Genomic DNA, 13,578 nt, shown 5'->3' with positions numbered 1-13,578 from the left:
GAGGCTGACGCCGAACGTCTCGGCCAGCTGGCTCGCGGTGACCGAGCCCTCGCGCAGCACGTGGTCGGCGATGCGGTCCTGACGGACGCCGCGGCTGGTCTGCGTCATCGTCGCGGCGCCTGGTTGTAGTGGTCGAGCATGACGGTGTCGCCGGCGAAGCTGAGCTGCGTCGTGGCCGTCGGGTCGGGGCCGCGCAGGACGGTGCGGTAGGCGCGCAGCGGGATGCCGGTGAGCCGGCAGACGACCAGCCGCATCAGCGTGTTGTGGCAGACGACGAGGACGCGCTCGTCCGGGTGCCGGGCGGCGATCTCGCGCAGCGCCCGCTCCGCGCGATCGGCGGCGGCCTCCGGGCGCTCGCCGCCGGGGAGATGGTGGGCGACCGGGTCGCGGACGAACGCGGCGGCGGCCTCGGGGTCGTCGGCGCGCACCTCGGCGAGCGTGCGGCCCTCGGCGGCGCCGAAGTCCAGTTCGCGCAGGCGCGGGTCGACCTGGACGTCCAGCCCGGTGACGTCGGCGACGGCGGCCGCGGTCTGGCGGGAGCGGAGCAGGTCGGACGCGTAGAGGGCGGCCGGCGGGTACTCCTTCGCGTGGGCGGCGAGCACTTCGGCCTGCGCCCTGCCGACGTCGTCGATGCCGATGTCGCTGGAGCCGGTGTACCGGTTGCCCTCGTGCCAGGGCGTGCGGCCGTGCCGGGCCAGCGTGATGGTCGTCGTCATGGGGAGAACCTGCCGCTCAGCCGCTGTGCGGCGGTCGATGTGGTGGCCGTGGTGGCTGGCGTCGCCGATGTGGTGGCCGGGGTGGCCGCTTCGAGGTGGCCGCGTCGGGTGAGTTCGGCGACCAGGCGGTCGTAGCCCTGGGTCAGGCGTTCGTGCGCGTCGGCGCGGGGCTCGACGACCGCGCGGCGCCCGACCATCGCGGCGGCGCGGTCCGTGACCGTGACCCCCGGATCGGCGTGGTGGCCGGCGGAGGCGAGCACCGCCATGCCGAACGCCGGCTCCGGCGTGCGCGGGATCACCAGCGGCCGCCCGAGCACGTCGGCGCGCAACTGGTTCCAGTAGTCGCTGCGGGTACCGCCACCGGTGATACGGATATCACCGTCGATGGGAGCCCCGAGCGCGGCGAGCCGCTCGAAGCAGAGCCGCTCGACGTAGGCGACGCCCTGGACGACGGCGGCGTAACGCTCGGCCCGGGACGACGTGGCGCCGAGCTCGAACCGGCTCGCGTCGGGCCGGACGAACGGGAACCGCTCCCCGCGCGCCGTCAGTGGGTAGATGACGGCGCCGGCCGGTTCGAAGCGGCGGCCGGCCTCGGCGGCGAGCGCGTCGAGGTCGTCGTCGGCGAACTCGCCCGCGACGGCGCCCGCCCCGACGTTCGACGCGCCGCCGGGCAGCCAGCCGCCGTCGGGGTGGCGGTGGCTGTAGACGGCGCCCGCGGGATCGTCGATCAGCGTGGCCGAGACGCCCTTGAGTACCAGCGTCGTGCCGAGGACGGCGTTCCAGGAGCCGAGGGTCAGGGCGCCGGCCGCGATCTGCGCCGCGCACCCGTCCGTCATCCCCGCGACGACCCGGGTGCCGGCCGGGATGCCGGTGTGCTCGGCCGCCGCCGCCGTGACGGTGCCCAGCGTGCTGCCCGGCGGCACGACGGCCGGCAGCGTCGCCGGGACGACGCCGGCGGCCGCGAGCAGCGGTTCGTCCCACTGCCCGGCCACGACGTCGTAGCCGGACTTCAGCGCGTGGCTGCTGTCGGTGTCGACCCGGTGCCCGACCAGCGCGGCCGCGATGACGTCGGCGCTGTGCATGACGTGGCGGCCGGACCGCCCGGTGGTCGTGTGGTGCCGGAACAGCCAGTCGATCTTCGGCAGCGCCCACGACAGCTGGATCGCGGCGCGGCCGTCGTCCAGGCGTTCGTTCAGGCGGGCCAGCTCGTCGACCGCGCGGGCGTCGTCGTACATGAGGGCGGGGGTGAGGGGCGCGCCGTGGTCGTCGCCGAGCAGGACGGTGCCCGAGGTGCTGCAGATGGCGACCGCGCCGACCACGGCTCGCCGCCGCTCCGGCGTCAACGCGCCGAACGCCTGCCGTGACGCCGTGCCGACGGCGTCCCACCATTGATGCGGGTCCTGCTCGTGCCGCCGGTCGCCGTCGCTGCGCCGATGGCTGGTGAGCCGGGCCGACCCGAGCGCGAGCACCCGTCCGGCGTCGTCCGCGAGGAGGGCGCGCACGCTCTGGGTCCCGAGGTCGATGCCCACCCGGATGACGTCAGCCGGCCTCGGATCCATATGCACCCCGTCGCCTCGATGTCTGCGCGTTTCAGCCAGCACGTTATCGCATAGATAACACGTCTGAATGTTAAAGATAACCCATCCAGCGGTGGAACGAGGTGGCGCACGCCAACGGCCGGACACTGCGCCAGACTGTCCGCATGAAGCCGCCCGCCCGTCCCGCCGACCCGCCGTCGCGGCGCACGCTCGCCCGTGAGGCGCGGCAGCAGGCGATCGTGTCGCACGTGGTCGCTCACGGGGTCGCCTCGGTCTCCGAGCTGACCGAGCTGACCGGCGCCAGCGTCATGACGGTCCACCGCGACCTCGACGAGCTGGCCCGCCGCGGCGTCGTGCGGAAGTTCCACGGCGGCGTCTCCGCGCAGCCGTCGACGGTGTTCGAGAGCAGCTCCGAGTACCGCGTCCGGGTGCAGGTCAAGGAGAAGGAGGCGCTGGCGTCGGCCGCGCTGGGCATGATCGAGCCGGGCATGTCGATCATGCTCGACACCTCGACGACCAACCTGTTCGTCGCCCGGCGGCTCGGCGACCTGCGGCTCGGCCCGCTGACGGTCGTGACGAACTACCTGCCGATCATGCAGGTGCTGAAGTCGACGCCGGACGTCCACCTGATCGGCGTCGGCGGCGACTACAACGCCACCCACGACGCGTTCCTCGGGCTCAGCGCCATCGAGGCGATCGGTGCCCTCACCACCGACATCGTCTTCCTCAGCACGTCCGCCATGACGATGTCGACCACCTATCACCAGGAACCCGAGATCGTTACCGTGAAACGCGCGATGATGGCGGCCGGCCGGCGCCGCATCCTGCTGATGGACCCCACGAAGCTCAACCGCACCGCGCTGCACCGGCTGGCGCCGACGTCGGACTTCAACGCCGTGGTGGTGAACTCCGCGGTGGGTGATCGCGCGCTCGCCGAGCTGCGCGATCACACGATCGTGGTGTCGGTCTCCTGAGCGTTCGCGGTGCCGGGCGGGCGGAGGGGCCGCGGTGCCGGTCGGGCGGAGGGGCCGCGGCGCCGGATCTGCGCTGCCGCCCAGTGCCGCAGCCTGCCTCGCTCATGCCGCCGGGTGGGCCCCGCGCCGGCCCCGAGCCGGCCGTGATCCGGGCTGGTCGTAGGCCGGTCCCAGGCCGGTTGTAGGCCGGTCGCCGGGTAGCCGCTTGCCGTTCATCTCTTCGTGGAAGTTAAGTCTATCGTTCTTTGTGTTAAGTCTGTTACGGTCACTCGCACACCACATCGATTGGCCGATTGCGACCGTCACGTCGGGAGGCGTTCTTGACCACCACCACCGCCGACCGGCAGGGCCAGACCGCCGGCGCGAGCACGGGCGGCGGCGCTCCCACGACGCGCGGACGCCGCCGCAGCCGGCACCACTGGCGCCGTCGCCGCAAGGAGTACGCGCTCTTCCTGCTGATGATCTCGCCGAACCTGCTGATCATCGGCACCTTCGACTACTGGCCGGTCATCTACAACGCGTGGTTGAGCCTGACCCGCTGGAACATGCTGTCCGGCGCCCCGCGGTACGTGGGCCTGCAGAACTACGAGAACCTGTTCAGCAGCTCCAGCTTCCACGGGATCCTGCTGAACACCCTGACGTTCAGCGCGGCGATCGTCATCGGCAGCGTCATCCTCGGGCTCGCGGTGGCGCTGCTGTTCGACCAGAAGCTGCGCGGCCGGGGCATCGTCCGGACCGCCGCGTTCGCCCCGCACATCGTCAGCGGCGCCGCCGTCGCGACGCTGTGGCTGTTCATCTTCGACCCGGCGTACGGGCTGACGCGGGTGGTGCTCGACCCGTTCGGGGTCGCGTCGCCGAGATGGGTGAACGACGCGGACTGGGCGATGATCGCGCTGATCATCGCGTACCTGTGGAAGGGCCTCGGGTTCGTCGCGATCGTGTACCTCGCCGGGCTGCAGAACCTCCCGGAGGAGCTGTACGAGGCGGCCAAGCTCGACGGCGCCGGCACCTGGACGACGTTCCGGCGGATCACGCTGCCGCTGCTGTCGCCGGTGACGTTCTTCGTCCTGGTCACGTCGATCATCGGCACGTTCCAGGCGTACGACATGATCGCCGTCCTCACCGGGGGAGGGCCGGGCGACGCCACGACGACCCTGTCGTGGTACGTCTACCAGCAGGGCTTCCGCGCCTCTGACGCGGGCACCGCCGCCGCGGCCGCCATGCTGCTGTTCGTCATCCTGCTTCTCGTCACGGGCCTGCAGACCAGGTTCGTCCAGCGCAAGGTGCACTACACATGACCGCCGCACGGTTGCGACGGGTGCTGCTGTACGCCGGCCTGGTGGCCGTCGGGCTGCTGTTCATCGGCCCGATGTACTGGCTGTTCTCGTCGGCTCTCAAAGAATCTGGTGATATCTACCAGTTCCCGCCCCGCTGGCTGCCCGGCTGGCACTTCGAGAACTTCGCCGATGCGTGGCGGGCGGCCCCATTCGGCGACTTCTTCGTCAACTCGCTCATCGTCACCGCGGGCGGCGCCACGATCAAGCTGGTCAACGCGACGCTGACGGCGTACGCGTTCGTGTTCCTGCGGTTCCCCTACAAGAACGTGATCTTCCTGGTGATGCTCGGCGCGCTGATGGTGCCGAACAACGTCACGTTGATCGTCAACTACATCACCGTGTCGAACCTCGGCTGGATCAACACCTACCTGGGGCTGATCGTGCCCAGCGCCGGCTCGGTGTTCGGCATGTTCCTGCTGCGTCAGTACATGCTCACGCTGCCCGGCGACGTCGTCGAGGCGGCGCGGGTCGACGGCGCGGGGCACCTGCGCATCATGTGGCAGGTCGTGCTGCCGATGTGCAAGCCGATGCTGGTCACCGTCGGCATCATCGCCGTCGTCGACATGTGGAACGACTTCATCTGGCCGCTGATCGTCACCAACACCGTCGAGATGCGGACGCTGCCGATCGGACTGCTCTACCTGCGCTCCAACGAGGGCTACGCGAACTGGGGCGCGATCATGGCCGGCACGGTGATGGTCGCGCTCCCGATGCTCATCCTCTTCCTCCTCGCCCAACGGCAGATCACCCGCGGGCTGACCGGCGGGGCCGTCAAGGGCTGACCCCCGCCCGCTCGTCACGAAAGGACGCTTTCGACATGCGACACCGCACCGTTCTGCGACCCTCCCGGCCGAGCCGCCGCGACTTCCTCGCCATGGCGGCGGCCGCCGGTGTCGCCGTCCCGCTGCTCGGCTGTGCGGGCGGCGTCACCGACGACGGCGGCAGCGACGACGGCACCGGCGACCCCGGTGGCAACCTCGACCAGGTCGACATCAGCCCGCCGTCGCAGTACGCCGGCCGCGTCAACGTCGCCATGTGGAGCGCGATGAGCGGCGTCAACGGCGAGGCGCTGGCCGCGCTGGTGGAGAGCTTCAACCAGTCGCAGGAGGACATCTACGCCGAGGTCCAGTTCCAGGGCCCGTACCCCGAGTCCGCGCCCAAGCTGACCGCCGCGCTGCGGGCCGGCGCCGTCCCGGACGTCATGATGCTCGCCGACACGTTCTGGGGCCGGTTCCTCATCAACGACGCGCTGGAGCCGCTGAACGGCTATTTCGACGACGACTTCGGCCGCGACGACTACGTCGAGGCGCTCTACGACGAAGGGCTGGTCGGCGACGAGCTGTACTGGCTGTCGTTCGGCCGCAGTACCCCGCTGTTCTACTACAACAAGACGGTGTTCCAGCAGCTCGGCCTGCCCGACCGCGGTCCCGAGACGTGGACGGAGCTGCGCGAGTGGTCGGCCGAGATCTCGCAGCTCAGCGTCAACGGCCAGCCGTTGAAGGCGCACGCGTTCACCGGCGACGACGACTGGCAGTTCATGGCCGCGACCTGGCAGTTCGGCGGCAAGCTGTCCGAGGGCCTGGACGTCACCATCGACTCCGGCGGCGCCGTCGACGCGGCCCGCTGGCACCAGGAGTACATCTTCGAGGACGGCTACGGCTACCTCGCGCAGGCGGCCGGCACCGACTTCGGCACCGGCGTCGTCGCCACCGCGATCACGTCGACCGGCGGGCTGCGCGGCATCTACGAGGCGTCCGCGAGCGCCGGATTCGAGGTCGGCACCGCGTTCCTGCCGAAGGAGGTGGCCAGCGGCGTCCCGACCGGCGGCATGGGGTTCTCGCTGCTCAAGGGCGCCGCGCAGGAACGGAAGGACGCCGCGTTCCAGCTGCTGAAGTTCCTCGGCCAGCCGGAGAACGCCGCCGAGTGGACGCTCGCGACCGGGTACCTGCCGATCGTCAAGGCGTCGATGGACGTCCCCGAGCTCGCGGAGACCCTGGCCAGCGACCCGAACTTCAACGTCGCCGTCGAGCAGCTGCCCGAGGCGCAGGGCAGCGACGCGATCCGGTCCTACCTGCCCAACGGCACCGACCTCATCATCAGCGGCCTGCAGCGCATCTACAGCGACGGCAGCGAGGACCCGCAGGACGTGTTCGACGAGGTCGCCGAGCAGCTGCGGCAGGGTGTCGAGGACATCCGGCCCGCGTACGAGGAGTACTTCGGCTGATGGACCTGAGCGTGTGCGCGCACCGCGGCTCGCCGTCGGTGCTGCCGGAGAACACTGTCGGGTCGTTCCTGCAAGCGGTCGACGAGGGCGCCGACGAGGTCGAGCTGGACCTGCGGCTGTCGGCCGACGGACGGCTGGTCGTCATGCACGACGCCACCGTCGACCGGACGACGGACGGCACCGGCGCCGTCGCGGAGCTGACGTTGCGTGAGCTCCAGGCGCTCGACGCCGGCGGCGGCGCGCGGATCCCGTCATTCGAACAGGTGCTGGACGGCGTCGGCCCGGGGCTGGCTCTGCAGGTGGAGATCAAGGCGCCGGAGGCGGCCGGCCCGCTCGCCGAACTGCTGCGCGACCGCCCCGACGACCTCGCCCGCATCTCGCCGTGCTGCTTCGACCCGGACGTCGTCGCCGAGCTGGTCCGGCTGTTCCCGGACGCGCGGGTCGGGCTGATCGCGTCCGGCGGGTCGGCCGAGTCGCTGGACCGCGCCGTCGAGCTGGGTGCGTCGCGGGTGCTGTTCGGCTGGAGCGGCACCGACCGCGCGCTGGTCGAGAGGGCGCAGGCGCACGGCCTGGAATTCAGCGTCTGGCTGGTCAACACGCCGGAGCAGTTGCGCGACGCGCAGGCACTCGGCGTCGACGGGTTCACCACCGACCACACGGCCGCCACCGTGGCCGAACTCATCCGGATCGAGGAGGCGGCACCATGACGGAACTCTCGCGGCGGGCGTTCGTGCGGCTTGGCGGTGCGGCGGCGGGAGCCGGCGCGCTGGGAGCAATAGAGGCGGCACCGGCCGCCGGACTGCCCGGACGGGCCCGGCCGTTCGACCTGACCGCGCCGGCCGAGCCGTTCCTCGTCAACGTGGGACTGCACGACCAGCGGACGATCATGCAGTCGTTCGCCGTCGACAGCCCCGGCGGGCACGTCTACGTCGTGCAGATCACCCAGGGCGGCACCGTCCTGCCCGGCGACGCCCCCGGCGACGAGGAGTACGCGCGCCGGGCCGCCCGCGGTGACCTCACCCTGTCGAAGCTGGACCTTGCCGGGAACCTGCTCGGGCGCATGTACCTCAAGCGGTTCGGCCACGGTGTCGCGATCGGTGTGGAAAGGTCCGGCCGCGAGGTGCACCTGTGGACGGAGGTCGACGCCGTCACCGAGGGCACCAGCGGGTGGGGCACGCGACTGCTGCGGTTCCCGTTCGCCGACGGCGCCGTCATCGACGCCGACGCGACGCCGGGCCTGCAACGGCGCGAGCTGCTGCCCGGCGTCGACCGCACCACCTGCAACGTCGACCCCGTCCACCGCACGCTGGTCATGCGGTACCGCCGCGACGGCGCGTTCCGGTACGCGCTCTTCGACCTCGACGACGTGCGGCGCGAGCGGCCGGCGTATGAACCGATCGCCGACGTCGCGCAGCCGGACGTGCTCAGCGGCGGGCCGGTGTTCCAGGGCTACGCGACGTACGGGCGCGACCTCTACCTCTACGACGGGCAGATCTACAGCGACGCCAACCCGCCGTCCGGGCAGGGCAACGCGCACCTGACGCGGGTCGACTGGCGCACGGGAGCCGTCGCGGAACGGGTCCGCACGACCGACGGGCACGAGCTGCACCGGCGTGAGCCCGAGGGCCTCGGCGTCTGGCTCACCTCGCCCGGACGGCGGCCGACGGCGCGGCTCGGGTTCGCGTTCGGCACCAGCGTCACCGCCGACCCGGACGACGACCGGCTCTGCACGATCCTGACGAAGTCGCTCGGCTGACGACGCCGCTCGGCTGAGGACGCCGCTCGGCTGAGGACGCCGCTCGGCTGACGACGCGGCCGGCTACGGCGCCGACCAGCGCGGCAGTGCGGCGCGCTCCTTCGGGTCGGCCGGCTCGGTGAACCGGAGGGTGTTGCCGAACGGGTCGGCGATGGTCATGACCGTGCCGAACGCCGTCTCCTCCGGCATCGGCGCCCACACGGCCGGACCCCAGACCTTCACGGTCTCGCGGCGTTCGTTGAGCTCGTGGTGGAGGTCGTTGACGCCGTCGAGCCAGATGAAGACGGTCGCGCCGGGGTAGGGGTCGTAGGCCACCTCGGTGAGATGCAGTGTCGAGTGGCCGCGGGAGACCTGGCCGTAGAACGGCGAGTCGCCGCCGTTGTTCGGACCGCCGAAGTCGAGGGCGAAGCCGAGGAAGTCGAGGTAGAACTCGCGGGCGTTCTCGACCGAGAAGACGCGCAGGACGGGGATGGTCGAGGCCCGGGCGCCCCACGCCCCGGCCGAGCCGTCGCCGTCGATGCTGCTGAGCTCGGCGGTCTTCGCGGCCAGGACGTTCCAGTCGTCGAAGCCGAACTGCCGGGCGACGATCTCGAGGCACTCGCTGTGCGTGAGGTCGACGCCGCGGCGGTCGGCGAGTTCGGTGCGGAGCGCCTTCGCCATGGTTTTGGCGTCGCGGAAGGTGCGCATGCTGATCCTCCATGATCATGGTGGACGCGCGTCCGGTGCTTGCGTTGCCGGCGGGGCCCACCAGGTGATCAAGGGGACCATGCAGGGCACAGCGCGGTGCGATTCACCGTCCCGTCGAGGGCGCAAGCGGCAGGCTGCACCAGCCTTGCCGCAGACTCTAGCGTCGATCAGGGCAGGACGGCGGTCGCTTCGATCTCGATCAGCTGGCCGGGGAACGCCAGCGCCGCCACGCCGACCAGCGTCGCCGCGGGCGGGCCGTCGGGGCGGACGGCGACGTCGGCGGCGGCGACCAGGCCGGCGTGGATCTGCTCGAGGCTGTGCTCGTCGTAGCCGGCGACGAAGATGCCGAGCCGGACGATGTCGGCGAAGGTGGCGCCGGCCGCCGCGAGCGCCGTGGCGACGTTGCGCAGCGTCTGCTCGGTCTGCGCGGCGAGGTCGCCGGCGCCGACCAGGTTGCCGTCGGCGTCGCACGGCACCTGACCCGCGACGACGACCTGACGCGAGCCGGTGGCGACGACGACCTGGGAGTAGGTGGGCGGCTGGGGGAGCGTGGGCGGGTTGATCAACTGCATGGGCATGGCGGCAGCCTATGGGCGGCCACCGACAAGGTCGGCGGGCCGGATCCTAGGGTGGCGGCCATGACCGTCGCCCGTTCCATCGCTCTGTTCCTGCTCGCCGCCGTCGCCGAGATCGGCGGCGCGTGGCTGGTCTGGCAGGGCGTGCGCGAGCACCGCGGGCTGCTCTGGACCGGTTTCGGCGTCATCGCGCTCGGCCTGTACGGATTCGTGGCGACGCTGCAGCCCGACGCGCACTTCGGCCGGGTTCTGGCCGCGTACGGCGGGGTGTTCGTCGCCGGCTCGCTGGCCTGGGCGATGGTGGCCGACGGGTTCCGGCCGGACCGCTACGACGTCGTCGGCGCGGCGATCTGCGTCGTCGGCGTCGCGATCATCATGTACGCGCCTCGTCACTCGTGAGCTCGTAGATGGTCTCGAGCCCGTCCTCATCGTCCCACTGCTCGCCGACCTCGATGAACCCGTACTGCTGGACGAGGTTGCGCGAGACCAGGTTGGTGGGGCTGACCGTGGCCCGGACCACGCGGATCCGCGGGTCGTGGGTGGCGCGGTCGAGCATCAGCTCCAGCGCGGCGCGGGCGTATCCGCGGCGCCGGTGGGCGGGGTCGATCGCGTAGCCGAGCTCGACCCGGCCCTCGCCGTCGGGCGGCCCGTGGAACCCCGCGCGCCCCACGGCCACCTGGGCGTCGTCGTCCCAGACGATGCCGGTGATCCAGGCGCCGCTGGCGGGGTCGGTGGCGATCTGCTTACTGCGCATGCGCCACACGCTGCTCCAGTGCGGCCCGGCGCAGTACGGCGTCAGGTGGACGGGCGACTCCTGGTTGGCCGCGACGAGGTCGCCCGCGGCGAGGGCCGTCAACGCGGCCTCGTTCAACTGCACGATGCTGACGTGCTTCGGCTCGGTCATCACTTCGGTCATCGGGGCACATCGTGCTCGCCGCGGCGCCGGAACACAAGGCGGCGCGTTACGGCGTCGCCGGGTCAGGAACTGGACGGCAGCGGCTCGCCGGTCTCCATCAGCGTCTTCAGGCTCGCGATCAGCTCCGGCCAGCCGCCGCTGACGTCGCGCAGGACCTGGCTGCCCGGCGGGAAGCCGTCGTGGACGACCGTCAGCCGGACCAGTTCGCCGGCCGGTTCGAGGACGAACGTGACCTTGGACCGGTCCTCCTTCGCCAGCTCGGCGACGCGGTCCGGGTCGAGCCCGTGCGCGGCGGCGAACTCGGGGGTGAACGAGTGCCAGGTGTAGGAGAGCCGGCGGTACGGGTCGGCCTCGAGCACGCGCTGCCCGTCGTCGGCGATCGTCGCGCCGCCCTCGCGCCAGACCATCGGCGCGCCGGCCCGCCAATCGGTGTCGAACGTGACGCCCCAGTAGCGGCTGGTGAACGCGTTGTCGGTGAGCGCCTGCCAGAGCCGCTCCGGCGTCGTGCGGATGTACGTGGTGTAGGTGAACTCGGTGTCGCTCACGGGAGTGCTCTCCAATGCGGTCTTGAGGTCGGCGAGTGCCTGGACGCGTCCGCGGTGGTACCGGCTGATCCAGCGGTCCGCGATGGCGTTGATCGGCTCGGCGTTGAGGAAGTGGAGCTTCTCGCGGCCGCGCTTCTCCGTGGTCACGAGGCCGGCGGAGGCGAGGACGGCGAGGTGCTTGCTGACCGACTGGCGGGCCATGTCGAGACCCGCGCAGAGCTGACGCAGCGTCTGGCCGTTGTCGCGGTTCAGGCTGTCCAGCAGCGCCCGGCGGCTCGGGTCGCCCAGCGCGCGGAACACGTCGTCGTCCATGGGTCCCTCATCGCCCGACAGGCAGCTGATTGGCTGCCTTTCAGACCCCGATAATAGGCAGCCGTTTGGCTGCCTATCAAGCGTGCGGAAACTCGGATGCGGCGACGGGGACCGGGCGGCAGGATGGGCGGCGATGACCGCCTCGCCGCCGCATTCGCCGTTGGACCCGTTGTCGGCCCCGCCTCCGGGCGCGCTGATCGTCACCGGGCTGCCGGGCGCCGGCAAAACGACCGTGACGCTGCTGGTCGCCGCCCGGTACACCCGCTCCGCGCGCCTCGATGGCGACGTCATGGCCGACTTCATCGTCAACGGGCGCGTCAGCGTGGTCGGCGAGCCGCGCGACGAGTCACGGCGGCAACTGCTGCTGCGGGCGCGGAACCTGTGCTCGCTGGCCGGCAACTTCGCCGCCGCCGGTTTCCTGCCCGTCATCGACCACGTCGTGCCGAATCGGGACGTGCTGGACGCGATGACGGCGTGGCTCGCGCCGCTCCCCGTCCACTTCGTCGTCCTCGCGCCGTCGCTGGACACCTGCCGGCGGCGCAACGCCGAACGGGCTCCGGAGACGCAGGTCCACTACGACTACAGCGGCCTGGCCGACGAGATGGACCGCTCCCTCGCCGGCGTCGGCTGGTGGCTCGACTCCTCGGCCCAAACCCCGGACGAGACCGCCGCCGACGTCGTCACTCATGCCGCCGCCAAGGCCGCCCTCGCCTGACTCAGGCGTCGCCGCTCCTACGAGCGTGGGGCGGGTTCGGTCAGGTCTGCTTGCGCAACAGGCCCGTGACACCGGCGAGGAGCAGCGCGGTGAACACCCAGGCGGCCAGGCGCAGGACGTGGAAGGCGGCGCCGACCAGCCAGGGTTCGTCCGGCGGCGTCCAGGACTGCGACGAGGCCGCCGCCGGGAACGCGGTGGCGAGCGCATAGGACACAGGCTGCGGACAGCTCACGTCCCAGCTGTCGCGGCACCACGCCGCCGGCACGCGGCCGGGGAACGGCGGCTCGGCCCGGGTCTCGAGGTCGGCCTGGATCGTCGCCGTCGTGCCGGTGGTGAACTCGTCCTGCCGGGCCTCGGCCAGGCCCCATGCGAGGCCGAAGATGGCCACCAGCCACACCAGCGCCGCCATCGGGTAGTAGCCGTGGCCGGTGGTCACCCTGTAGAGCTGCCGGAAGAACCAGCTCAGGCCGCGGGTGCTACGGGTGGAGCGGACGGCGGATCGGTACCGGATCCAGCGGGCGTCGGCGGGCTGGCCGTTCCGCTCGTACAACGCGGCGAGCTCCTGCCACGGCTGGGCGGCGCGCTGCGACTCCAGCCACCTCGCGGCGGCCTTCCGGTCGGTGCGGACCACTCCTTGCAGGTCGCCGAGCCGCCAGCCGGTCACCTTGCCCAGGTGGGGGAGCCTGGCCTCGTTTTCGCCGACGATTAGGTTGCCCAGAGTGGCGCCGTCCAGCCGAACCAGGCCCGCGACCGTCACGCCGCCGTCCAGGAACAGGCTGCCGTCGACCCGTAGGTCGTCCGCCGTCACGCCGGTACCGCTGGGGTCGGCACCGCCGATAGACGCGTCGCGCAGGTTGAGTTGCCCGGTGACATGGGCTCCGGAGAGGACGACAGCGCCGGCCGAGCTGAACTCGCCGAGAGCCATGCTGCTGGCAGCCTGCAACCGCTCGACGATCAAGCTTTGCCCATCGGAGTCGACGCCGTTGACGCAGGCGGAGGTCAGATTGAGCGGCCCGCAGATGCGGGCTCCGATGAGGTGGACCGCGCCGGCCGACCTGATCGTGCCGAGGTCCACGTACGCGCCGGCCTCGAGTCCGTCGGCAACGATGCTGTATCCATGAGCGCCGGTGCCGTCGATGACGGTCCCGTGAAGATCGAGTCGCCCGCCGACCCGTGCCTCGATCAGGGCCATCGTGCCTTCGACCACGCTGTCGCTGACGTCTAAGTACGTGTTGGGAAAGTGGTTCGGCGTGCCTGCGTGACTGATGTGATGAGTGTGGCGA

At 71.5% G+C, this 13,578-nt stretch carries 15 protein-coding genes; 8 read left to right on the top strand and 7 right to left on the bottom strand.

What is annotated here, in order from left to right; all coding sequences use genetic code 11:
• Nucleotides 1-104: 104 nt before the first annotated feature.
• Complete coding sequence (locus ACW62_RS32435) at nt 105-716, bottom strand: histidine phosphatase family protein (RefSeq protein WP_053208267.1); 612 nt, start codon at nt 714-716, stop codon at nt 105-107.
• A complete protein-coding gene (locus ACW62_RS32430; RefSeq protein WP_083460441.1) occupies nt 713-2,275 on the bottom strand; it encodes an FGGY-family carbohydrate kinase in 1,563 nt (520 codons plus the stop codon). Before ACW62_RS32430 ends, ACW62_RS32435 begins: the two co-directional genes overlap by 4 nt.
• A gap of 143 nt (nt 2,276-2,418) precedes the next feature.
• Here ACW62_RS32430 and ACW62_RS32425 point away from each other — a divergent pair, with 143 nt between their 5' ends.
• The 6 genes from ACW62_RS32425 to ACW62_RS32400 all read left to right on the top strand — a co-directional run bounded on the left by ACW62_RS32425 (nt 2,419) and on the right by ACW62_RS32400 (nt 8,545).
• A complete protein-coding gene (locus tag ACW62_RS32425) occupies nt 2,419-3,228 on the top strand; it encodes a DeoR/GlpR family DNA-binding transcription regulator (protein ID WP_053208269.1) in 810 nt (269 codons plus the stop codon).
• A 320-nt stretch (nt 3,229-3,548) separates the two neighbouring features.
• Nucleotides 3,549-4,526: a carbohydrate ABC transporter permease gene (locus ACW62_RS32420; RefSeq protein WP_053208266.1), complete on the top strand. Its 978-nt coding sequence runs from the start codon at nt 3,549-3,551 to the stop codon at nt 4,524-4,526.
• Complete coding sequence (locus ACW62_RS32415) at nt 4,523-5,347, top strand: carbohydrate ABC transporter permease (RefSeq protein WP_053208265.1); 825 nt, start codon at nt 4,523-4,525, stop codon at nt 5,345-5,347. Before ACW62_RS32420 ends, ACW62_RS32415 begins: the two co-directional genes overlap by 4 nt.
• 35 nt (nt 5,348-5,382) lie before the next feature.
• Nucleotides 5,383-6,789, top strand: a complete 1,407-nt coding sequence (locus ACW62_RS32410; RefSeq protein ID WP_053208264.1) for an ABC transporter substrate-binding protein — start codon at nt 5,383-5,385, stop codon at nt 6,787-6,789.
• The gene (locus ACW62_RS32405; protein WP_053208263.1) at nt 6,789-7,496 is read left to right on the top strand and encodes a glycerophosphodiester phosphodiesterase; all 708 of its coding nucleotides are present in this window, start codon (nt 6,789-6,791) and stop codon (nt 7,494-7,496) included. Before ACW62_RS32410 ends, ACW62_RS32405 begins: the two co-directional genes overlap by 1 nt.
• On the top strand, nt 7,493-8,545 hold the full coding sequence (locus ACW62_RS32400; protein ID WP_053208262.1) for a phage baseplate protein: 1,053 nt from the start codon (nt 7,493-7,495) through the stop codon (nt 8,543-8,545). The genes ACW62_RS32405 and ACW62_RS32400 overlap by 4 nt, the downstream gene beginning before the upstream one ends.
• A gap of 63 nt (nt 8,546-8,608) precedes the next feature.
• On the opposite strand, the gene ACW62_RS32395 is transcribed toward ACW62_RS32400, so the two are convergent.
• On the bottom strand, nt 8,609-9,232 hold the full coding sequence (locus ACW62_RS32395) for a glyoxalase superfamily protein (protein ID WP_053208261.1): 624 nt from the start codon (nt 9,230-9,232) through the stop codon (nt 8,609-8,611).
• A 167-nt stretch (nt 9,233-9,399) separates the two neighbouring features.
• On the bottom strand, nt 9,400-9,810 hold the full coding sequence (locus tag ACW62_RS32390) for a RidA family protein (RefSeq protein WP_053208260.1): 411 nt from the start codon (nt 9,808-9,810) through the stop codon (nt 9,400-9,402).
• 60 nt (nt 9,811-9,870) lie between these two features.
• Between ACW62_RS32390 and ACW62_RS32385 the strand changes: the two genes are divergently transcribed.
• Nucleotides 9,871-10,206 (top strand): YnfA family protein, encoded by a 336-nt coding sequence (locus ACW62_RS32385; protein WP_053208268.1) that lies wholly within the window; start codon nt 9,871-9,873, stop codon nt 10,204-10,206.
• Here ACW62_RS32385 and ACW62_RS32380 read toward each other — a convergent pair.
• A complete protein-coding gene (locus ACW62_RS32380) occupies nt 10,181-10,723 on the bottom strand; it encodes a GNAT family N-acetyltransferase (protein ID WP_053208259.1) in 543 nt (180 codons plus the stop codon). The two genes, ACW62_RS32385 and ACW62_RS32380, sit on opposite strands and share 26 nt — an antisense overlap.
• A 62-nt stretch (nt 10,724-10,785) precedes the next feature.
• Nucleotides 10,786-11,580 carry an ArsR/SmtB family transcription factor gene (locus ACW62_RS32375; RefSeq protein WP_053208258.1) on the bottom strand — a complete coding sequence of 265 codons (795 nt, stop codon included), beginning with the start codon at nt 11,578-11,580 and terminating at the stop codon, nt 10,786-10,788.
• A 133-nt stretch (nt 11,581-11,713) separates the two neighbouring features.
• Between ACW62_RS32375 and ACW62_RS32370 the strand changes: the two genes are divergently transcribed.
• Nucleotides 11,714-12,295 carry an AAA family ATPase gene (locus ACW62_RS32370; protein WP_053208257.1) on the top strand — a complete coding sequence of 194 codons (582 nt, stop codon included), beginning with the start codon at nt 11,714-11,716 and terminating at the stop codon, nt 12,293-12,295.
• A 40-nt stretch (nt 12,296-12,335) separates the two neighbouring features.
• On the opposite strand, the gene ACW62_RS32365 is transcribed toward ACW62_RS32370, so the two are convergent.
• On the bottom strand, nt 12,336-13,578 hold a 1,243-nt coding region (locus tag ACW62_RS32365; protein WP_205629749.1), incomplete at its 5' end, for a hypothetical protein.

Source organism: Jiangella muralis (assembly GCF_001270745.1).
In the GTDB taxonomy this organism is placed as follows: domain Bacteria; phylum Actinomycetota; class Actinomycetes; order Jiangellales; family Jiangellaceae; genus Jiangella; species Jiangella muralis.
This window is presented reverse-complemented; position numbering and strand designations above follow the sequence as displayed.